This window comes from Myxococcus sp. MH1 (genome assembly GCF_059738865.1).
This window is the reverse complement of record NZ_AP026947.1, coordinates 9,299,069-9,320,414: the sequence shown is the minus strand read 5'-3', so window position 1 is coordinate 9,320,414 and position 21,346 is coordinate 9,299,069. Positions and strand designations below refer to the sequence as shown.

Genomic DNA, 21,346 nt, shown 5'->3' with positions numbered 1-21,346 from the left:
AGTCGGCCCTGAGCGGTACACTGCTGGACGTGAGCGTGTTGCCTTCGTCCTTCTACGCGCGCCCGGCCCTCGTCGTGGCGCGGGAGCTGCTCGGTACGCTGCTCGTCGTGCAGGCGTCCGACGGCGCCCGGCGGGTGGGGCGAATCGTCGAGACCGAGGCCTATATCGGCGAGCACGACCTGGCCTGCCACGCCGCCAAGGGGCTCACCCCTCGCACCGAGGTCATGTTCGGCCCGCCGGGAAAGGCCTACATGTATCTCATCTATGGGATGCACCACTGCTTCAACGTGGTGACGGACGCGCCCGGGGTGGGGGCGGCGGTGCTGGTGCGCGCGGTGGAGCCGGTGGAGGGGCTGGACGCAGGCGCGCGCACGGACGGGCCCGGCAAGCTGTGCAAGGCGATGGGGCTGACGCTCGCGCACAACCGGGTGGACCTGGCCTCACCGGGGCTGCACCTGCTCCCGGGTGTGCCGGTGGAGGAGGGGCGGGTGGAGAAGGGCCCCCGCATCGGCGTGGAGTACGCGGGGGCGTGGGCGGACGAGCCCTTCCGGCTGTGGGTCCGGGACAGTCAACATGTCAGCAAGCGGCCTGGGACGAGGCGTCGCAACCGCGCTTGACGAAGGCGCTTCCGGCTGGTTGGGTGCGCCCCGCCATGTCCGACGAGGTCGCCACGGAAGATGATCGCCAGCTCCTCGCCCGCGCGCAGGACGGGGACATGTCCGCCTTCGAGGCCCTGGTGGGAGCCCACCAGGACAAGGTGTACGGTCTGGCGCTGCGGATGACGCGCTCGGAGGCGGACGCCGCCGAAATCACCCAGGACACCTTCCTGTCGGCCTACCAACATCTCAAGGATTTCCGCGGGGATGCGGCCTTCGGCTCGTGGGTGCACCGCATCGCGGCCAACCATGCGCTCATGCGCCTGCGCCACCGGCGGGTGGCCCAGGCGGCCGAGGCGGAGCTTCAGGGGCCGGAGTTCACCCCCCGGGGTACGCTGGCGGACTACCCCCAGACGGACTGGAGTCGGGACGCCGAGGAGAAGGCCCTGGACGCGGAGCTGGGCCAGGCCATCCGGCAGGCGGCGGACCGCCTGCCCGAGGGGTATCGTGAGGTCTTCCTCTTGAAAGACGTGGACGGCCTCAGTTACGAACAGATTGCGGAAGTGACGGGGGATTCCATCCCCGCCATCAAGAGCCGCCTGCACCGGGCTCGTCTCGCGCTCCGGGAAGCCATCGACGCCTTCTACAACCGCGACAATCCCGGGCCGTGAAACGCGAACGGGGGGCTCCGCATCTTCCGAAGCGAGGACGAGGGCGCGCCGCAGCCAGCCGAGGTTCGGATGTACACCTGTAAAGACTCCATCAACCTCCTGCTGGAATACCTCGAGGGCGAGATGTCGCCCGAGGATTCGCGCCATCTCCAGGAGCACCTGTCCGGGTGCAGCCCCTGTGAGGAGTTCCTCCGCACGTACCGGGCGACGCCCAGTCTGTGCAAGCGCGCGCTGGCGGCGAGGATGCCGAAGGAGGTCAGCACCAAGCTGACGGACTTCCTTCGCTCCAAAATCAAGTCCGCCTCGTGAACCTGAAGCAACTCTCGCTCCCGGAGCTGGAGGCGGCGCTCGCGCCGCTGTCCCCGTCGCCCACCGCCGTGCGCAAGGTGTTCGCGGCCGTCTTCGCCCACGGCCGCAAGTCCGTGACGGAGGTGGCGCGCTCGCCGCAGGTGCCCCGCCGGGTGACGGACTACCTGGAAGCCCACGCCGAGATGCCGAGCCTCCAAATCGTGGAGCGCCGCAAGGCGGACGACGGCTTCGTGAAGTACCTCTTCGACTCCCCGCTGGGCGGGCGGATTGAAGCGGTCCGCATCCCCATCTTCGACGAGAAGTACGTCATCTGCGTGTCCAGCCAGGTCGGCTGCGCGCTGGCGTGCGACTTCTGCATGACGGGGAAGTTGGGCTTCAAACGGAACCTGTATACCTGGGAGATATTGGACCAGGTGCTGCAGGTGAGGGCGGAGGCGGACCGGCCGGTGCGGGGTGTGGTGTTCATGGGGATGGGCGAGCCGCTGCTGAACTACAAGGAGACGCTGCGGGCGGCGGGCATCCTGTCGAACCCGGCGGGGTTCTCGATTGCGGGCACGGCGATTACGTTCTCCACGGCGGGGCATGTGCCGGCGATTCGGCGCTACACGCGGGAGGGGCATCCGTACCGGCTGGCGTTCTCGGTGACGAGCGCGATGTCGGAGAAGCGGGCGAAGGTGCTCCCGATTGAGAAGACGCATCCGTTGCCGGAGCTGATTGAGGCCATCCGCGAGTACAGCCAGGTACGGCGTGAGCGGGCGATGATTGCCTATGTCGCCATCTCCGGCTTCAACCTGGAGCGCGAGGACGCGGAGGCGCTGAAGGTGGCGTTCGAGGGGATTCCCATCAAGGTGGACCTCATCGACGTGACGGACCCGACGGGGAAGTACCTGCCGCCGTCGGCGGAGGAGCTGAGCGCGTTCCGGGACTACTTGCAGATCCTGAAGGCGCCGGTGGCGCGGCGGTACTCAGGGGGCAAGGAGATTGGGGCGGCGTGCGGGACGCTGGCGGCGACGCAGTACGGCGGCACGGTGATGCCGGTGCCTGGGGTTGTGACCACGACTCCGTGACGGTGGGCGCGGGCTCACTGCGTTGGCGGCGTCAGGTCTTCGCGGAGGATTCGTTCTCGCCAGAGCCGTGAGCGCTCGGCGAACAGCTTCTCGTTCTCCTCCAGGCTCAGGCCTTTGGGCATCGAGGCATCGAGCCGCAGCGCATCGTCGTAGATGTGCAGGAAGCGCGCTCGATGTTCCCAGCCGTCGAAACAGGGGGCGTGGAAGGACGCGTCCTGATACCCCCAGAGTGAATGCCCCTTGGGGATGAAAGCGGGGAACATCACCGGGGCGTCGTCGATGACCTGTTTGCAGAGGATGCATCGACTGAGGCCGGGGAAGAATTGCGCCATGGAGAAGTCCGTTGGAGAGCGCTCGACTACTGAGTGGGGTCTTGGGTTGAGGCGTCGCTCTTGAGGAACAGCTTCGCTCCACTGTGGGCAAGCCGTTCTCGGAGCAGCTCCATCTCGACACGTGTTCCCTCCGCCAATTGACGTGGCAGGGACTTACACAGTTCGCCCGTGTCCTGGATGCTCATGCCCATGACGTCGCGGACTGCGTGGAGAAGCTGGCCTCTTCGTGGGCCTGGTTCTTCGAGACGCAGCGTCCATTTCCCGTGCGTTTCGTAGAAGAGATGGCGGAGGTCTTCCGGGATGCGGGAGTCGTCGCTCTCGAAGGTGTCTCCGCATTCGAGGCAGTGGAACGAGCTGGCGAAGCCCAGCCCCTTGCTCCTTGCCGTCGCCGTGTGGGTGCACTGTTGGAGTGTTCCGCACTGACGACACGACATGCTCGTGGTGATTGTCTCGCGAACCATCTCGTCGTCCTGAGCCCTGCGAGCCCCTCTCGCTGTTAGCGAGGCGTGTTCGCATCCTCTTCGTTGTGCAGGTCGTAGACGGTGCGCGTGCCGTGCTTTTCCTCGAGAAGATTGAAGGCCTCTTCGCCGTCTACCGCCATCACGGTCACCGGTGTTCCAGGCCAAATGAGGTCAGGGGTCCAGATGAACGCTTTGTACTCTTTCAATCTCTTCTTCGTCATGATTGTGCCGTTTTGATGAGTGAGAGGCAGGCCCCCACAAGGGCAAGAGACTTCGATGATGGTCCCCTGTTATTGGAGGGTTTCGTTGATTTGGGCGATGGTCGGTACGGCGTGAAAGGGGAAAGGCAAGATGCGCTGGTTTCCATGTCGAAGACATGGCCCGCAGCCCCTGGAGAGATGCTGCGTGCACTTCTCCAGGAACACGGAAGAGAGTTTTCGATGTTGCATGTGTGTTCATGGAGAAGTGAGCTGGCTGCTGTCGGTGCACCTATTGCTTGACGAAATAGCCAGCCTTGTCTGGGTCCGCCGAGATGGCTACACGGCCGCCTTGTTCTTCTATGTAGGGGATCCATTTCGTCTGTCCCCGATCCATCCAGTCGGGCGTGAACCCATCGAAAACGATAGCCGTTCCCGATGTGTCGGTAATGGCTGTCCAATGCCCCTCTTCCCGTTGTGGCTGATTATTTTGAGTGAATGTATGAAGATAGGTTCCATCTTCCCTGAGGACGATGGTTCCATTGATTTCTCGCGAGTTGGCAGTATATGTGCCAACGAGTGATGCGGCCGAGTGCCGGGATTTCGAGCGTTCTTGGGGGCACGCGAAACTGAATGCGAGGAGGAGTGAGAGCGGGAGAAAGCGAAGGTTCATGGCGGCTTGCGACACAGGGCATGGTCTATGGTTCCGACTCCGGCATATTCTGGTCCTTCGGAGGTATCCCTGGCAAGGGCTCTCTCCAGGTGAAGGTCTGGTAGGTGTTGCCAAAGGGGAGTCCCCAATTGGGGAATTCAATTCTGGCGCGTACTGCGAGCGTGTACAGAAAGATTCTCAGTATTGGATTCTTCGCGTCCAGAATTGGCCACCGTTCCCAACTCGGAGTGGTGTTCGCGGCGCCGGTGTCCATGTTGTTGCGTCGGGCGGATGTGAGCGACGTGGTGTTAAATAGGGTGACTGTCATTGATTTCTGATCTGGATGCGGTTTGAAGCTGGCTCCGTGGGTGCCAATCCAGAATGGGTAGTGCATTTCGTCGGGGTTGCTGATTCGAAGGATGGCGTCTTCGTATTTGCCGCTGAGTATGCTTGCTTTTTCGTATCGTTCACGTGCGGTTCGATAGTCGGCTGTATCCCTCATGAGCCTTGCAGGAAGGGATCCGTCTTCGTAGTTTGTGTTGACCGGCCCGATACCTGTTGCCCAGGTAAGAATGAGTTTGGCTGCGAAGATTGTGCCGATTGGTTTGAGGGCGGCAGGGACGTCATAGCCTGCCATGATTGAGGTAAGTGTGGATTTGTGTGTCCGCTCGTCCTCTTTTGAAAATGATGCCAAGGGGGATACTTGGCCGCGAGCGCTGGGGCCGGAACTCTGCCCGATGTCGTTTGTGTGATGCGCGTCAGGCTGCGCCTTGGCATCGTCGAGCGCTTGAACGCTAGGAACCTTGCTATTGGCGCTGGGCAGGTACAAGGATGGGCCCGGCATGGACAGGTGTCGCTCCAGCGCGCTCGTGATAATACTCTGGTGTGACTGAGGCGCCCCGGTCCAACCTCCTCCCCAACTGCTGACCAGCTCCCCGCCATACGGCGTGAAGCCGCTGGGGTCCGTGTAGCGCAGGGGGTTGTTGAGGACGTACGAGTACGCGTTGTAGGCCTGAGCGGAGCCCGGCTCGGCGATGACCGGGTCCACGCTGAGGAACTTCATCATCCGCGGGTCGTAGATGCGCCCGCGCATGTTGATGAGGCCCAGCTCGTCGTCCTGCTCGTGCCCGGTGAACCCTCGGCGCGCTCCCGTGTGGCTCGTCGTGGACGCCTGCGCCAGGTTCGCCGCCTGACGCTTGCCACCGAAGGGCTCGTACTTGATGCGCTCGAGCACTGCGCCCGAGGCATCCGTCACCGTGTCGGGGCTGCCCTGCGGGTCGTTGAGGAAGTAGCGAGTGGACTCCGACGTCGAGCCCTCCTGCCAGGACACCTCGGCGACGACGCCCTCGGGGCTGGGGATGCTGACGATGTGGGTGACCGTCGAGCCCTGCTTGCGGCGCTGGTAGAGGCCACCGACGTAGACGGTCTCATCCTGCCCATTGTCGGAGTACTTGCGGACGCGGGTGCCCGAGGCGTCGTAGTCGAAGCGGACGGTGCCGCTCGACGAGGTGATGCTCTCGGGCAGGTTGGCCGGGGTGTACTGGACCGAGCGCACCAGCGCGCCCTGGGCATCGCGCATCGCGAGCTGGTTGCCGCGGTGGTCGTACTCGTAGGTGAAGGACTCGGCGCCCAGCTGGGCCTGCTTGACGGCGTGGGGGCCGCCCGAGGTGCCGCCAGTGTACTGGAAGCTCGCGGAGGGCTCTGTGCCGGTGACAGGCGAGCGGCTGAGCATGTTGCCGAGCTTGTCGTACTGGAACTGGACATCGAGCGTCTGGCAGTTCTGCTGGACCTTCCAGCGCTCGAGCCGGTCCAGCGCGTCGTAGGTGTACTTCTGCGTGACGCCGACCATGAGGTCGTGACGCGCGGAGAGGTTGTCGTTGTAGGTATAGTCGTAGGCGAGGCTCTGGATTTTGTTTCCGCCGTGGCGAGCCTCCTGAAAGCGCAGCCGCCCTTGGCTGTCGTACTGAAAGCTCCTGGCAACGCCATTGCCGTAATGGGCCGTCTTGAGTCGACCCATGCTGTCTCTTGCGTACGCTCGCCAGTAGATGGCAAACGGGCTTGAAATGCTAGTCGAGTAGATGGTCGCGAGACTCCCTTGATTCATGAAGGAGTACTCCAATGTCATGGGCACTCCATTGCGCGCGACCGGGTAGGTGAGCCGCTTCACTCGCCCGAAGTCATCGTATTCGCGACTCATCACCAGTGTCTCGCCGCCTACTCTCAACGCAGTATCCGTCTCGCGCCCGAACGGGTCGTACACATGGTCCTTGATGACGACGCCATCGGAGTCGCCAACAGGCGTACGGGTCGTGCGTGACAGGCGTCGCATCGCACCCGGACCACTGTCATAGACGTAATCCAGACGCTCCTTTTCGTTGGTCGCCGAAAGAACCCGCCCCAGGAGATCGCGCTGATACGTGGTCGTCAACCGGCCCGTCGTCCCAGAGGGCGCGTCAGACTGACTCTTGAGCTCACCAAAGGCGTTGTAGAGGAACAGTCTTGTCCCCGCGCTGGGGTCGACCGTGCGCTCCAATCGTCCAGACGCATCGTAGAAGTGGGAACTCCGGTTCCCAGCAGGGTCGTCAACATGTTCCAGTCGCCCGAAGGGACCGTAGGTGTAGGCCATGGTTGCTTCCAGGGCTGTTCCGGGTGCCTCGGTTGTCCGGGTCATCAGCCCGCGGAAGTCGACGAGCGTCCGCTTCATCTGTCCGGCCGCGTCGAACGAGACCGCCTGCGAAATGTAGGGCGCAGTCGCTGCGTACAAACGTGTCTCGACGAGCATGCCGCGAGGCCCGGTGGTCGAGTCGCCAACGCGGCGTGCCGTGACTCGCCCAAGCGGGTCGTACTCGAATGCCTCCCAGGACGACATCTCCGTACTCAGTCGAGGGGCTTCCTGCTTCACCACGCGACCCAGGTCGTCATAATCGATGGTGGAGAGCACGGTCTGTCCATCGAATCGCGGCGCGCGGTGCGACACCGGGCGGCCGAGGGCGTCGAACGAGGTCGTGGCCTCAGTCACCCCTGCCGCGCCAGTATTCGTGTCTGCCTGGACGCGGAGCTGGGGCGTCGAGCCCTGCCACTCGTAGAAGCTGCGCACGATGGACTTGTTCGCAGGTGCAGACGATGGCCCTTGATAAAGCGGAGTCGCGATTCGCTCACGACCGAAGCCATCATATTGAACGCGCGTATGGACCCCGTTGGGGTCTTCCGTCTGCGCAAGAACGCCGAGACCTGGATGGAAGAGGTAGCGCCAGGTCGCGCCTCCTGCATCCGTCGTTGACGCAAGCTGCGTCTGGTCGAGGCTGTCGTATGTCACGGACCCGGTGCGCACTTCACCACTGCCGTGCTGGGAGACTCGCACGACGAGGCCTCTGTCGTTGCGGGTGAAGAAGGTCTTGAGGTGTGCTTCGGAGGTTGTAGGCGTCACGGACTCCCCAGAAAGGGAAGGCTCGGTCTCAGTGCTCGCAACCTCGCCAAGAGCACCATAGGTCATCCGCTGAGTATGGATATTCGTGGACTCGGGTTGCCCGGAGCAGCCAAGCGAGATGGCTCTGGCGCAGGACATCCATGACGTCGCAACAGTCCAGTCGCCTGCGGGGAGCCAGGTCGCTGCGTCGAAGGTGCCGGGCGTCGTCAGGGTCTTGACCTGTTCGGTCTTGTCTGCTCCATGGGTCAGTACCGTGTGCGAAATCGGTGTTCCATGGGCATCGAGCTCAACGATCGTCTCCGTCTCGGAAACGACTGTGGAGAGGGTTCCCTTGACCTCGCGTACAACCTCTACGAAACGACGTGCATACTGCTGATAGGTAAGAGCATAGGCGTGCTGGATGCGGGCATACGTCCAGGTTCGCTGCGTCTGGAGGGCCGTGTTCAAATCCACTTGGATCTCGACGTTCTCCTCGACAGGAAGATGTGCCTGGAGGGACGAACTCCTCTGATCAGCTCCTGGCACCATGGAGACGTTGTCGTAGCGTGTCGTGGTGCGAGCGCCTGTCACTTCGTCGACGACGACGCGTTGACCAAACCCCAGCCATCCCAGGCCGCGCATGTCGGAGAGTCCATCTCGATAGAGATAGTGCCAGCGGCGGGTACGCCGCCCATCCATCATGAGGGAGAGGCGTGCGACAACGCGCGTCGTCTCCGGTACTGCTCGAAGCCACCACTGCTCCGTGATATTGGATTTCGAGTAGAACGGCTCTGTGGCAACACCTACGCCGGTTGGGTTGGCTTGGGACAAGGGCGCATAGTCGAACGTGTAGTTCGCATTCTGGTTGAAATTGACGGACTTGAGGACATCGGTCGCGCGGGTACGAAACGCTACGCGCAGTTGATTGCCCTGCCGGAAGGTGAAGTCCAACAACCCGTCATTGTTGACGTCGACGACCTGTGCCCATTCCAGGTTGTCGCCGCTGAGGACGGAACTCAGCTTCTCCGTTCGTGCAAAATCGCCTCGGGTTCCCGCGAGCCAGAGTTGCACTGGCTCACCCTTCTTGAAAATCGCCAGGTCGATCCGGCCATCTCCGTCGAAGTCCCCATGCTCCGTCTTGGCTCCAAGGAGCATCTGCGAAAGATCGCTTGGAAGCACGACCTTGGTGGATTCGAGAAATCCGTTGCCGGAGTTGTGCTGCACCCATCGCTCGGGCGCAGGGTCCAGGAAGTACATCTGCCCGAGTGTGACAGCATCTCGCAGTCCATCGCCGTTGACGTCGATGAAGTCAAAAGTGAATGAGTAAGGGTTGTTGAGGAACGGGTTCCATTCGGGAGGTGTCCGGACCGTTGTCAGAGCGGGTTCAAGCGATGCGATGTCCGGGTTGTTTGGTGCGTGCTCTCGATAGGAAAGTGCGGCGAGAAAGGTGTTGGTGTCGGGGCCAACTCCAAGCAGGTTCATCTTGCCCGTGCCATCAAGGTCCGCTACGCGAACTCCGACGCGGGAGGGCTGGAAATAGCCCAGCGGGGACGCTTTAGTAGTTCGCCCTGTCGCGGGCTCTACGACAACGACACGTTGATTGGGGACGATGGAGTCTCCTGCTCCCCTGAGGTCAATGATATGTCGACCCATCCACACCCGCTCGTTCCGTCCATCGCCGTCCACGTCGAGCCAGTATTGTGAATTCGGTTCCGAGCCTGCTATCTTGGCTTTTCCGTATCCGCGGGGAATGTGTCCATATGCGGGGGCAAGCCTGCCTTCGGGATTGGAGAGAGGATTCTCCACAAAGACATCCCAGAAACATGAGAGCGGAGTGACAGAGGACCGGCCCATCCCGTTCCAGTCTGTGACCATGGGATACAGTCCTCGCTCATTGCGCTTCCCGCAGAAATATCCGGGGTCGTTACTCCCAAAGACGCTGTCCCAGATGTCCTCGAGCCACCCGGTTCCTTGAATGTTGAACCAGGGATGCCAGAGCGCGAATCCGGTCTCTTCCGCGAGAATGGGAGAGGTGGATGTTGCGTCTGGGTACTCAAGCAGTCGCATGACATCCCGCCAGTTTTGCTGCGTGAAGTCCGTGACCTGGCCATTGGTCGAATGGAAATCCAAGTCGTCCTCTCGAGTTTTCTCGGAGCGTACGTAGTACGCGAGGCCTTGTCGTCCTGCGCCCAGGCCGAATGCGTGGAGGCCTGCACCTGCGGCCGCTTCGCTCACGTTCACTGGCGGAGCAAGAGTGAACTCCCAGGAGCCCTGCTCCCAATCGAAAAACAAAGGCTTCTTGCAGATGCCCCCACCATCGCACTCGCCGACTTGTGTCAACAAACTGCGCTTACTGATCGCTCCCTCGGTGTACTTGAGTTCGTAGTAGCGCAGGAGGGTCATGGAAAGTGATGTCGAGCCGGGTGAAATGCCTGGGCCCCGCATGTTGATGCGGCGCAACCGAAAGTCACGGCTGACCTTCACCCCGGAAAAGTATCCAAGAAAAGTGTCAGGTCGAGTCTCATAGTCGAAAGTGACTTCTCGCTGGCCAGGCTCGAATCCGCCAGATGCTGATTTGAATTGGGTGTAGGCGATACGCGATGGCCGATGCCAGGCCCCTGTCTCAGTTCCAGGTGATGCCTGCTCGTAGAACACCTCCATGCGATTGCCGAAGCGATCTTCTATAGATGCGAGTGCCCAGGCGAGGGTCACGACATCATCGTGGTGCTCTTGAATCGCCCCGTCGTGTGGTGTGTATGCGAAATGCTGGCCCCGAAGGAGAGCGTCCTTCCGATTTCCAGCGGCCTTGCCATAAGTCCGGACGAGGCCGTCTCGTCCTAGGACTTCGAAGGTGTTTGGGTCCGCGGTGCTGTCGCCGGCGGGAATGCGAATGGAGGCGTATGAGTCGCGTTCCGTCTTGAACTCTCTCAATCCAGAGCGTACGAGTCGCATGCCGTCGAGGCAATAGGTCTTCGTGTAGCGATTGCTGTCGCTGGGATTCGCGTAGTTCGTCAGGTCGATCGCGTGGAGCTTGTTGTCTCGGGCAATGGTGTTGGGACAAAGAGTGATCTGCGACAGCCCCGCGAGGTTGAAGCCCGGGCCGAGAATGCCGTCGCTCCCCTGGCTGTCGTAGACGATGGAGAGAGAGGGCTGGATTCCCGCTCGACCGGGAGGAACCCAGAGGGGAATGGACACCGCGGCTGACCCGCTGGCCGTGACGTCGGCCGAGAACGGGATGGCCCCTGGCGTCGACTGCCCCGCCGGCCCCGTGGCGAGAATCGTGTCCTGTCTCAGTTCAAAAGGAATGTTCTGCGACGCCCCCAGTGCCTTGGCGTGCTGCGCGCTGCGCTCTTCCTCCTGCTCCCGAGGACTGGATGGCGCGCAGCTGACGAGCTGGGTTCCGTAGAGAAAAAGCATGACGTGCGCGGCGACAAACCTGCGCAACGAGGAATGATGATGGGATTTTTCCGGACTCATGAGGGCAATGGACTCCGAGCAGGACGGAGGGCTTCCGCCTGGGGATGCAGTCAATGGACTCGTGTCACTGGCACTGCGACTGTTCGCAGATGCCCGCTTCGTCGATGTTCGCGTTGCAGTTGTTGTCGATGCCGTCACAGACTTCCGCGGCGCCGGGCCTCACGGTGGACCGGGTGTCATCACAGTCTCCGCCAACTCGAGTCGTGCCCTCGGGCTGGCGGCACGCTCGTGTGCTCACCCAGGTGGCGCCATATCCGTCTTGATCCCGGTCGGCGTAGAAGTCGAGCCATGCATTCGAGTGGGTCGAGTCGTCAGCCAGCCCATTGCAGTCTTCGTCGATGCCGTTGGCGCAGACTTCCGGGGCTGGGGCTCCGGGAACGCACATGCCGTAGTCTCCCCACTCGCACACTTCTCGTGGAGGCTTGCCGTCACGACTCGGCTCCATCCAGCATGCCGTGGTGCAGGCGGGGACACTTCGCGCGCACGCTCCTACGCCACAGGTCTTCGGAGGGACATCGTCCACCTGCCCATTGCAGTTGTTGTCGATCTGGTCGCAGATCTCCCCGGAGGGAGGCAGCGGCGTGCAGGACTGCTCGACTCCGTTGCGACATGCGGGAACGCTGTTCGCGCATGCACCGACGCCGCAGGTCTTCTGGGCCGAGGGATGAACCGCGGCGTTCTTGTCGTTGCAGTCCAGGCTGTTCAGGGACGCCCCAGGAGGGACGCTGCAGCCACTTCCGATGGGGGCACTTGCCGCACCGAATCCGTCGCCATCCTCATCGCGGTAGAACGTCAGTTGCACGCCCTCGTCCGTCATCCCATTGCAGTTGTCGTCGACCCCATTGCAGACCTCTGCGGGCATGGGGGTGCCGGGGACGCAGAAGTTGGATCTCCAGGTGCAGACCTCGACGGGCGGCTTCCCGTCATGGCGCTCTTCCAGTTCGCAGATATTGGCGCACGCGGGCACCGTGCGCTGGCAGGTGCCAACACCGCAGGTGACCGGAGGGAGGTCATCCACCTGGCCATTGCAGTTGTTGTCGATCTGGTCGCAGACCTCCTCGGTGGGAAGCCGGGGCGTACAGACCTGCTCGACTCCATTGATGCAGGCCTGGATGCTGGTCGCGCAGGCTCCGATGCCACAGGACTTCACGACGCCCGGCTTGACGGCGGACGAGGTGTCATTGCAGTCGGTCGCGTCCGTCACGTAGCCGGAGGGCTGGCCACATGAGTCCTTCCAGGTCGCCGGCGATCCGAAGCCATCGCCATCCGCATCGCGGTAGTATCTCCGCCACTGCCAGATGGAGGCGTTGTTGTCGTTGCAGTCGCTGTTGTTGCTGACCCAGCCGGGCTGGGCACAGGCTGCCTTCCCGACGCCCGCGCCCTTCCCGTCTCCGTCCGCGTCACGGTAGAGGGTGAGAATCAGTCCTTCGTCGATGAGCCCGTCACAGTCGTTGTCGACGCCGTCACAGACCTCCGGAGTGCATTCGGGGTCGGGGTCGGGGAACGGCTCGCAACCGTTGCAGGCCATGGGGGCAGCCATGGGGCCCGCGTCAGCCTGGGACATCGGCAGCGTGGGCTCCGAGGCGAGGACCGGTGGTGTGACGAGAAGGACGAGGAGTGCCGTGAGATGCAATGCCTGGAGCGCAAGGCGGGGTGGCGGGCGACGCGCTTGAGTCATGGTGAGCCTTCGGTCGAGCGACGAGGGTCTCGCGATGCCCTGGCTTGCGTCGGGATGGCCGTGTTCGGCCGTGCCGTCCAAGTGGACTCGCGTGGTCCGCTGTTGTGCAACGGACGCGCCGGAGACCTTCCTCGACGGAGGGCTGCGCGGGGCTCGGCACGAGTCCGCAACACGGGACTCGAGTCCAACGCCGATGATGCACAGCTAGAAGCTTGCTGCTGGAGGGGACCAGGAAGTGGGTCGATCCAGCCTCTGCTCAGGCGATCGAACTCTCACTCTGGAATGGGTGCGCCCTGGGCGGGCCCGTGCGCCAGTGCGGCGTCCGGGCCCCGAGAGCGTCAAGCGCGTGGCTCCTTCATCAGGTCCACCGCACGGGACTCAGCCCTGGGACGCAGTCCTGGACTGGGTGAGGAACACCTTGAACTGGAGCGAGACGAAGAGCGGCTTGGGCGTCGTGAAGCCCGCCTGCTCGAGCATTCCGGCCAGGACCGCGTCGGACTCGATGGGCGTCACCTTGGCGTCGAAGAGCTTGCGACGATGGTCCAGCTCCTCCTTGGGGATTCCATGGGCCCGCAGGCGGCGGAACTCCACATCCGTCAGCACCGGGTCCTTTCCGACGCGGCAGCCGATGACCAGGGGCGCTCCGGGCTTGAGCCGACGAGCCACCTCGCGCAGCAGCTCCAGGCGGGCCGCGTCCCCCTCGACATGGTGCAGGATGCCCATCATCTGCGCGCCGTCGAACGGAGGGCCCTCCGGAAGGCTCTTCAGCTCCCCCACGTGGATGTGCGTGCGAGAGAGCAACCCCTCGGTCTCCAGGCGTTTCCGGGCCACGTCGAGCATGGCTGAGGAAGGGTCGATGCCCGTGAAGCGCCAACCCGGGACATCGAAGCGCAGGTAGGGCACCAGCTCCATCCCCGTGCCCAGACCCACGGCGAGCAGGGAGGCGTCCTGCTGGCCATCGAGCCGGGACGTCATCGCGCTGGCCACCAGCTCGTACATGGCCTGGACGCCCGCGAGGCTGAGCGCGGCCTGGGCATCGTAATGAGCGGCGCGGTCCGCGCCGAAGCCTGGAACGATGTGGTGGACGGAATGTGCGGAGTGGTCGTGGGCCATGACGTGTCCTCGAAGGTCGGGTGAGTCTTTCGAGGATGCGCGCCGGGCCGTCAGTCCGGTAGAGCGCGGATTCAGGCCACATCGGCGGATTGTCGGGCCTGCGTCCCTCCCACGAAGAAGGGCCCGCGACCCGTGAGTCGCGAGCCCTTCCTCAGCTACCTCGAGCTGGCGCCTGCGCCAGCCCGGTCAGCGAATCGTGTTCGCTTCCTCTTCGTTGTGCAGGTCGTGGACGGTGCCCTTGCCATGCTTCTCCTCCAGCATGTCGAAGGCTTCTTCGGGGTCCGTCGCCATCACGCTCACTCGCAGGCCCGGCCGAGTGAGGTCCCGAGTCCAGATGAACCCTTTGTACTCTTTCAACTTCTTCTGGGTCATGTCGTGCCTACCTGAAGGGCGCGAGGCAGCGGTCACTGTAGCAGAAGGCCCCGAAGATGCTCCCCTCGCTTCGGAGGATGTTCGTGATCTCCTCGGGCGAAAGCTTGTTGATGTCGTGGACGGTCACGTTGGGCGCGTTTCGCCAGCGAAGCCTGTCTTCCTTGTGGAGTCTCATGTCCTGAAGCAGCCTGCCATTCGCCTGCCCATGGGTTCCTGAGAGAATCTGCACATTGCCCTTGAGGCGGGCTTCATCCACGAGGTGCGCGAAGTCCATCTGGATGATCTCCCCGTTGGAGGTCCAGACCTCTCCGCCCGCCGCGTTCTTGCTCATGGAGAAGGTGCCACGAGGTGGGAGCGTTCGACCCCTGAGCGAGCGGGTCACCTGGTTCATCGCGCTGCGCGCGCTCGAGACCGGAGCCTTGAGGACCCCTGCCACACCAGCGCCCGATTCGATGAGGGACAAGAGGCTGGCGCCAGAGGCCAGCGTGTAGAACGTGGTCTTGCCCGCGCCCACGGCGCAACCGCCCGCGTCTCCCTTGCTACAGGCCGACTTGGTCTCGAGATAGCTCTCACCCGCGGACACGAACGGGATGAACTCGTTGATGGCGAAGCTGGCCGCGGCGAGCTTGCTGACCGGCGCATAGCGGTCATAGAGCGTCGACGCGTTGAGCATGCTCTCGAGCTGCGACCTCGTCATCGCCCGGCTCAGATGGCAGCCCACCATCGGACCGCACGGGACCTTGTCGGCGACCGCGTTGAACGTGCTCGACGCCGTCGTGAGCAGGGACGTCAACCCGGACCTGGACGACCCCGAGCTCTGTCCGATGTCGTTCGTGTGACGCGCATCGGGCTGGGTCCTCGTGTCATCCAGCGACTGGATGCTGGGCACCTTGAAGTCGACGCTGGGCAGGTACAGGGACGGGCCCGGCATGGACAGGTGGCGCTCCAGTGCGCCCATGATTCGGCTCTGGTGCGACTGCGGCGCTCCCGTCCAGCCACCCCCCCAACTGCTGACCAGCTCCCCGCCATACGGCGTGAAGCCGCTGGGGTCCGTATAACGGGTGGGGTTGTTGAGGACGTACGAGTACGCGTTGTAGGCCTGAGCGGAGCCCGGCTCGGCGATGACCGGGTCCACGCTGAGGAACTTCATCACCCGCGGGTCGTAGATGCGCCCGCGCATGTTGATGAGCCCCAGCTCATCGTCCTGCTCATGCCCGGTGAACCCCCGGCGCGCGCCGGAGTGGTTCGTCGCGGAGGCCTGCGCCAGGTTCGTCGCCTGACGCTTGCCGCCGAAGGGCTCGTACTTGATGCGCTCGAGCACCGCGCCCGAGGCATCCGTCACCGTGTCGGGGCTGCCCTGCGGGTCGTTGAGGAAGTAGCGCGTGGACTCCGACGTCGAGCCCTCCTGCCACGACAGCTCGGCGACGACGCCCTCGGGGCTGGGGATGCTGACGATGTGGGTGACCGTCGAGCCCTGCTTGCGGCGCTGGTAGAGGCCACCGACGTAGACGGTCTCATCATCCTGCCCGTTGTCGGCGTACTTACGGACGCGGGTGCCGGAGGCGTCGTAGTCGAAGCGGACGGTGCTGCTCGGCGCCGTGCCGCTCGACGAGGTGATGCTCTCGGGCAGGTTGGCCGGGGTGTATTGCACCGAGCGCACCAGCGCGCCCTGGGCATCGCGCATCGCGAGCTGGTTGCCGCGATGGTCGTACTCGTAGGTGAAGGACTCGGCGCCCAGCTGCGCCTGCTTGACGGCGTGGGGGCCGCCCGAGCTGCCGCCGGTGTACTGGAGGCTCGCGGAGGGCTCCCAGCCGGAGACAGGCGAGCGGCTGAGCAGGTTACCGACCGGGTCGTACTGGAACTGCACGTCGAGCGTCTGGCAGTTCTGCTGGACCTTCCAGCGCTCGAGCCGGTCCAGCGCGTCGTAGGTGTACTTCTGCGTGACGCCGACCATGAGGTCGTGGCGCGCGGAGAGGTTGTCGTTGGCCGTGTACTCGTAGGCCAGGCGCTGGACGTCGGTGAGGTGCTTCTTGGCCTCGGTGAAGCGCAGCCGTCCCTGCGTGTCGTAGCGGAAGACGCGCGAGACACCGTTGCCGTAGTGGGCCGTCTTGAGCCGGCCCATGCTGTCGCGCTCGTAGGCCCGCCAGTAGGTCGTGATGCTGTTGGAGCGGTAGACGCTCGAGAGCTCACCCCGGTCGGTGTACGAGTAGTTGATCGAGAAGGGCTGACCGTTGAGCTGCGCCGGATAGGTGAGGCGACCGACGCGACCGTAGTCGTCGTACTCACGACCCAGGCTGCGCGTGGTGCCGGCCACCTTCTGGGAGAGGCCCGTCTCCCGGCCGTACACGTCGTAGAGATAGGCGGTGTCGACGGCCTCCACCGAGGTCCCCACGGGCGTGCGGCTCGCGCGGGTCAGCCGCCCCTTTCCTCCCGGCCCCTCGTCGTACCAGTACTGGAGGGACTCCTTCGGATTGGTCGCCGTGAGGACTCGGCCGAGCAAGTCCCGCTCGTACGTGGTGGTGATGCGGCCGGCCGCTCCCTCCGGCGCGTCGGAGTGGCTCTTGAGTTCACCGAAGGCGTTGTAGACGAACAGCCGCGTCCCGGAGTTGGGGTCGACCGTGCGCTCCAGCCGCCCCACGGCGTCATAGAAGCGCGAGCTGCGATGGTTGGCCGGGTCATCCGTGTGCTCCAGTCGGCCGAATGGGCCGTAGGAGTACTTCATGGTGGCGGCCTTCACCGTGCCCCAAGCCTCGGTCGCTTCGACCATCAGCCCGCGGAAGTCGGTGAGCGACTTCTTCACCTGTCCGAGCGCATCCGTCGACGTCGCCTGGGCCGAGTAGGGCTGGGGCGCCGAGTAGGCGATGCCCTCGAGGAGCCTCCCGTTGGGTCCCGTGCTCCCATCCGCGAAGCGGCGCGCCGTGACGCGGCCGAGCGCGTCGTACTCGTGCAGCTCCCACGTGGGCGGCTCGGTGCTGGTCCTGGGCAGCTCCGTCTTCACCACGCGCCCGAGCACGTCGTAGGTGAGCGTGGTGGTCACCGGCTGACCATCGAAGCGCGGGGACTGGGTCGTCACCGGTCGGCCCATCGTGTCGAACCGGATGACGGTCTCGTCGAACACGCCGTTGCCCGTGGCGACCCGCGTCCGGTGCTGCGGCAGCGTGCCGTTCCACTCGTAGAACGTCTCGACGACGGACCTGTTCGCCGGCGCCGCCGAGGGGCCCTGGTACAGCGGCGTCACGATGCGCTGGCGGCCGAAGCCGTCGTACTGGAGGCGCACGTGGGCGTCGTTCGGGTCCTTCGTCTGGGCGAGCACGCCCAGGCCCGGATGGAAGAGATACCTCCAGGTGAGCCCTTCCGCGTCCGTGGTGCTCGCCAACTGGGTCTGGTCGACGCCGTCGTACGTCACCGTCTCGGAGCGGGTGACGCCGTTCGCGCCCTGCTGGGAGACCTGCTCGACCAGTCCCTTGGCGTTCCTCGCGAAGGTGGTCTTGAGATAGGTCTCGGACGTCGTCGCCGTCGAGGACTCGTTGACGAGCGACGGCTCGTTCTCGGTGGACGACACCTGTCCCTGGGCGTCGTGGGTCACCTTCATCGTCCGGACGTTGGCGGCAGCGGGTTGACCCGCGCAGCCCGTGCTGTTCGGGAGCAGTCTGTCGCAGGACATCCACGAGGTCGTGACGGTCCAGGTGCCTCGGGGCAGCCAGGTGGCGGCGTCGAAGTCCGGCGTCGTGACGACCTGCTCCTGCTCGGTCGTCAAGGCGCCGTGGGTGAGCACGGTCCGCGACACCGGCGTGCCGTAGGCATCCAGCGTGGTGAGCGTCTCCTTCTCGGACACGGGCGTCACCGCGCCGCCCCGCCGCTCGCTGACGGTCTCCGAGATGCGCGTGGCGTACTGCTGATAGGTCGCGGCATACGGCTGCGCCATCGTGCGCGCGTACGTCCACTGGCGCTTCGTCTCGAGCCGGGTGTTGGTGTCGAGCGGGACTTCGGTCAGCTCCTCCACCGGGAGGTGGGCCAGCGGCGCGATGGCCTTGCGCTCGGTGCCCTCCTTCGCCGAGACGTTGTCGTAGGTCGTCGTGGTGCGAGCCCCCGTCACCTCGTCGATGACGATGCGCTGGCCGAAGCCCTTCCAGCCCAGGCCGCGCGTATCGGAGAGCCCGGTGCGGTACAGGTGCCGCCAGCTCTGGATGCGCTGCTCGTTGGAGTTGACGGACAGGCGCGAGACGACGCGCATCGACTCCGGCGCCAGGCGCAGCCACGGGGTCGTGGTCGTCTCCGTGTAGTTCCGCAGGTAGAAGGGCTCGCTCGGCGTGACGGCGCCGTGCGGGTTGGCCTGGGAGAGCGGCGCGTACTCGAACGAGTAGCTCAGGCCGGAGTAGCCCTGGTACGTGGCGAGCTGCACGTTGCCGTGCACCCGCTTGAGCTCGTCCACCGGCTTCTGGCGCCGGGCGATGCGCAGCTCGTTGCCCACGCGATAGGTGAGGTCCAAGAGGCCGTCGTTGTTGACGTCGATGACCTGCGACCAGTCCTTGCTGTCGCCGCTGGAAGGAATCGACAGGTTCAACAGCTGGGTGAACTCACCCCGCGGGCCCGCCAGCAGCACCTGGACGGGGTGGCCCGGACGGAAGACCGCCAGGTCCACGCGACCGTCCCCGTCGAAGTCGCCGTGCTCGGTCTTCGCGCCCAGGAGCGCGGTCTTGAAGCTCTCCGGGAGCTCCGTCTCACGCATCTCCGTGAAGCCCTTGCCCGTGTTGAACTGGACCCGGAGCTTGAGCTGGGTGTCGGTCGCCTGCAGCTGTCCCAGCGTCACCGCGTCCTGGAGGCCGTCGCCGTTGACGTCGATGAAGTCGAAGGTGAAGGCGTAGAGGCTCGGGAAGAAGAACGGCAGGCCGGGCGGCCGGCGCAGCGTGGTCGGCACGATGTTCAGCTGGCCCGCGGTGGTGCTGCCCGAGGTCACCTCCCGGAAGCTGACCGCATCCAGGAAGCTGCTCGCGTCCGGGTGCGAGCCCAGGCCCACCAGGCTCAGCTTGCCGGTGCCGTCCAGGTCCGCCACGCGCACGCCCGCGCGTGTGCTCTGGGCGTAGAGCGCCGGTGACATGGTGTTCGCCCGGGTGGCGGGCACCATGGGCGGACGCATCGTGGAGGGGACGGGCTGGGTGATGACGACCCGCCGCACGATTTGACTGTTCGGGTTGCTCGTATCCTCGAGGTCGACCTGGTGCCGGCCCACCCAGACGCGCTCGTTGCGCCGGTCACCATCCACGTCCAGCCAGTACTGGGGATTCAGCTCGGAGCCGACCCAGTGGATTTCATTGACCGTCCGCGAGACCTGATGCGCATAGGCGGGCGTGAGGTAGGGGCTGCCCGGGAACACGTTCCAGGCGCACGAGAGGCCCACCACCGAGGAGCGGCCCGAGCCGTCCCAGTCCGTGACCAGGGGGAAGAGGTTGCGCTCCGCGCGATTGCCGCAGAAGCGGTTGGAGTCTCCGCCGCCGAAGGGGCCGCCATCCGCGTCGAGATAGGGATACCAGAGGACCAGGCCGCTGGCCTCTGACGAGTCGAGCGTGGTGGAGGCGGCGTCCGGGTACTGCAACAGCCGCATCCGGTCCTCCCAGTTCTGGATGGTGACGTCCGTGACGTACTCGGGGGGGCCCAGGTCGCGCTCCTGCATGAGGACGGAGCCGGTGAAGTACGCGAGGCCCTGACGGCCCGCGCCCAGCCCGAAGGCGCTGAGCCCCGCGCCCGCCTTCGCGTTGCTCACGTTGACCGTGGGCAGGTAGTCGAAGTCCCAGGAGCCCTGCTCCCAGTCGAAGCGGACGGGCGTCTTGCAGACGTCGGCGCCATCGCACTCGCGCAGCTCCGTCAGCAGGCTGCGCTGGCTGACGGTGCCCTGGTAGTACTTGAGCTTGTACGAGCGCAGCGGGACCTTGGAGAGCGTGCTCGCGCCGGGCGCCAGGCCCGGGCCCTTCATGTTGATGCGTGACAGCCGGAAGTCGCGTCCGACCTTCACCCCGGAGAGGTATCCGGTGAAGGTGTCCGGCCGGGACTCGTACTCGAAGGTGACCTCGCGCTGGCCCTCCTCGACGGTGACCTGCGTCGAGCCGGTCTCCGGGTTGACGACTTCGCGGCGGAAGCCGGTGTAGGTGATGCGCGACGGGCGGTGCCAGGCGACGGACGAGGCGTCGGTGGCGGGGGCCTGGTCGTAATGCACATCCATCCGGTTGCCGAACCGGTCCCGGACGGAGGCGAGCGCCCAGGTGAGGGTCACCGCCTGGTTGTCCTCCGACGTGATGGTGTTGTTGGCGCCGCGGATGGGCGTCGAGTGGAAGCCCCGGACGAGCGCGTCGTCCCGCTGCGCCCCGGAGACGGTGGTCGTCCTGCCGTAGGTCCGGATGAGCCCGTCGCGCCCCCGCACCTCGAAGGTCAACGCCTCCAGGTGGTTGCCGCCGGTGATGGTGATGGCGGTGGAGGGGTCCGCCTCCGTCGTGAACCTGTCCCAGGTGGAGCCCACCAGCCGCGAGCCATCCAGACAGTAGACGCGGGTGTAGTCCTGGACTCCTCCGGAGAGCATCCAGTGTCGCGTGTCCGCGGCCAGGAGCTTCCCGTCGCGCGCGAACGAGTTGGGGCAGAGCGTGATTTGCGACAGGCCCGCCAGGTTGAAGCCCGGGCCGAGCAGGCCGTCACTGCCCTGGCTGTCGTAGACGATGGAGAGCGAGGGCTGGATGCCCGCGCGTCCCGGTGGAGTCCAGAGCGGAATGGAGACGTTGGCCGAGCCGCCCGGCGACACGTCCGCGGTGAACGGGGTGATGCCCGGGGCCTCGGGGGTGGCGGACGTGGTGGGGAGGATGGTGTCGGAGCGCAGCTCGAACGGGACGTTGTCGAGCGCGGCCCGGGCCCGCGCGACTTCGCCGGCGCCGCCAGGCTCGTCGGAGGGTGAGCCCGCGGGCACGCAGCCACTCAACAGCTGCGTGCCATAGAAGAACAGCATCGCGTTCGCCGCGAAGCGCTTGAGGCG

At 64.8% G+C, this 21,346-nt stretch carries 12 protein-coding genes; 4 read left to right on the top strand and 8 right to left on the bottom strand.

The features are described from left to right. Positions 1-29 precede the first annotated feature (29 nt). The 4 genes from AC6JA9_RS36780 to AC6JA9_RS36765 all read left to right on the top strand — a co-directional run bounded on the left by AC6JA9_RS36780 (position 30) and on the right by AC6JA9_RS36765 (position 2,643). Positions 30-617, top strand: a complete 588-nt coding sequence (locus tag AC6JA9_RS36780) for a DNA-3-methyladenine glycosylase (protein ID WP_141325767.1) — start codon at positions 30-32, stop codon at positions 615-617. Positions 618-652: 35 nt separating this feature from the next. Further along, positions 653-1,267 carry an RNA polymerase sigma factor gene (locus AC6JA9_RS36775; protein WP_141325754.1) on the top strand — a complete coding sequence of 205 codons (615 nt, stop codon included), beginning with the start codon at positions 653-655 and terminating at the stop codon, positions 1,265-1,267. Between the two features lie 69 nt (positions 1,268-1,336). Beyond that, entirely contained in the window at positions 1,337-1,576 is a 240-nt protein-coding gene (locus tag AC6JA9_RS36770; protein ID WP_141325753.1) for an anti-sigma factor family protein, read from the top strand. Continuing rightward, on the top strand, positions 1,573-2,643 hold the full coding sequence (locus AC6JA9_RS36765; protein WP_223782616.1) for a radical SAM protein: 1,071 nt from the start codon (positions 1,573-1,575) through the stop codon (positions 2,641-2,643). Before AC6JA9_RS36770 ends, AC6JA9_RS36765 begins: the two co-directional genes overlap by 4 nt. Before the next feature lie 14 nt (positions 2,644-2,657). On the opposite strand, the gene AC6JA9_RS36760 is transcribed toward AC6JA9_RS36765, so the two are convergent. The 8 genes from AC6JA9_RS36760 to AC6JA9_RS36725 all read right to left on the bottom strand — a co-directional run bounded on the left by AC6JA9_RS36760 (position 2,658) and on the right by AC6JA9_RS36725 (position 21,319). Further along, positions 2,658-2,975 carry a hypothetical protein gene (locus tag AC6JA9_RS36760; RefSeq protein ID WP_223782615.1) on the bottom strand — a complete coding sequence of 106 codons (318 nt, stop codon included), beginning with the start codon at positions 2,973-2,975 and terminating at the stop codon, positions 2,658-2,660. A gap of 26 nt (positions 2,976-3,001) precedes the next feature. Continuing rightward, entirely contained in the window at positions 3,002-3,436 is a 435-nt protein-coding gene (locus AC6JA9_RS36755; RefSeq protein ID WP_223782614.1) for a hypothetical protein, read from the bottom strand. A gap of 35 nt (positions 3,437-3,471) precedes the next feature. Further along, entirely contained in the window at positions 3,472-3,657 is a 186-nt protein-coding gene (locus AC6JA9_RS36750) for a hypothetical protein (RefSeq protein WP_223782613.1), read from the bottom strand. A 674-nt stretch (positions 3,658-4,331) separates the two neighbouring features. Further along, a complete protein-coding gene (locus tag AC6JA9_RS36745) occupies positions 4,332-11,168 on the bottom strand; it encodes an RHS repeat-associated core domain-containing protein (protein ID WP_223782612.1) in 6,837 nt (2,278 codons plus the stop codon). Between the two features lie 64 nt (positions 11,169-11,232). Then, complete coding sequence (locus AC6JA9_RS36740) at positions 11,233-12,927, bottom strand: putative metal-binding motif-containing protein (protein ID WP_497958553.1); 1,695 nt, start codon at positions 12,925-12,927, stop codon at positions 11,233-11,235. A 297-nt stretch (positions 12,928-13,224) separates the two neighbouring features. Continuing rightward, positions 13,225-13,959, bottom strand: a complete 735-nt coding sequence (locus AC6JA9_RS36735; protein WP_497958552.1) for an SAM-dependent methyltransferase — start codon at positions 13,957-13,959, stop codon at positions 13,225-13,227. Between the two features lie 186 nt (positions 13,960-14,145). After that, positions 14,146-14,331: a hypothetical protein gene (locus AC6JA9_RS36730; protein ID WP_223782609.1), complete on the bottom strand. Its 186-nt coding sequence runs from the start codon at positions 14,329-14,331 to the stop codon at positions 14,146-14,148. A 7-nt stretch (positions 14,332-14,338) separates the two neighbouring features. Continuing rightward, positions 14,339-21,319 carry an RHS repeat-associated core domain-containing protein gene (locus tag AC6JA9_RS36725; RefSeq protein ID WP_497958551.1) on the bottom strand — a complete coding sequence of 2,327 codons (6,981 nt, stop codon included), beginning with the start codon at positions 21,317-21,319 and terminating at the stop codon, positions 14,339-14,341. Between the last annotated feature and the right edge of the window lie 27 nt (positions 21,320-21,346).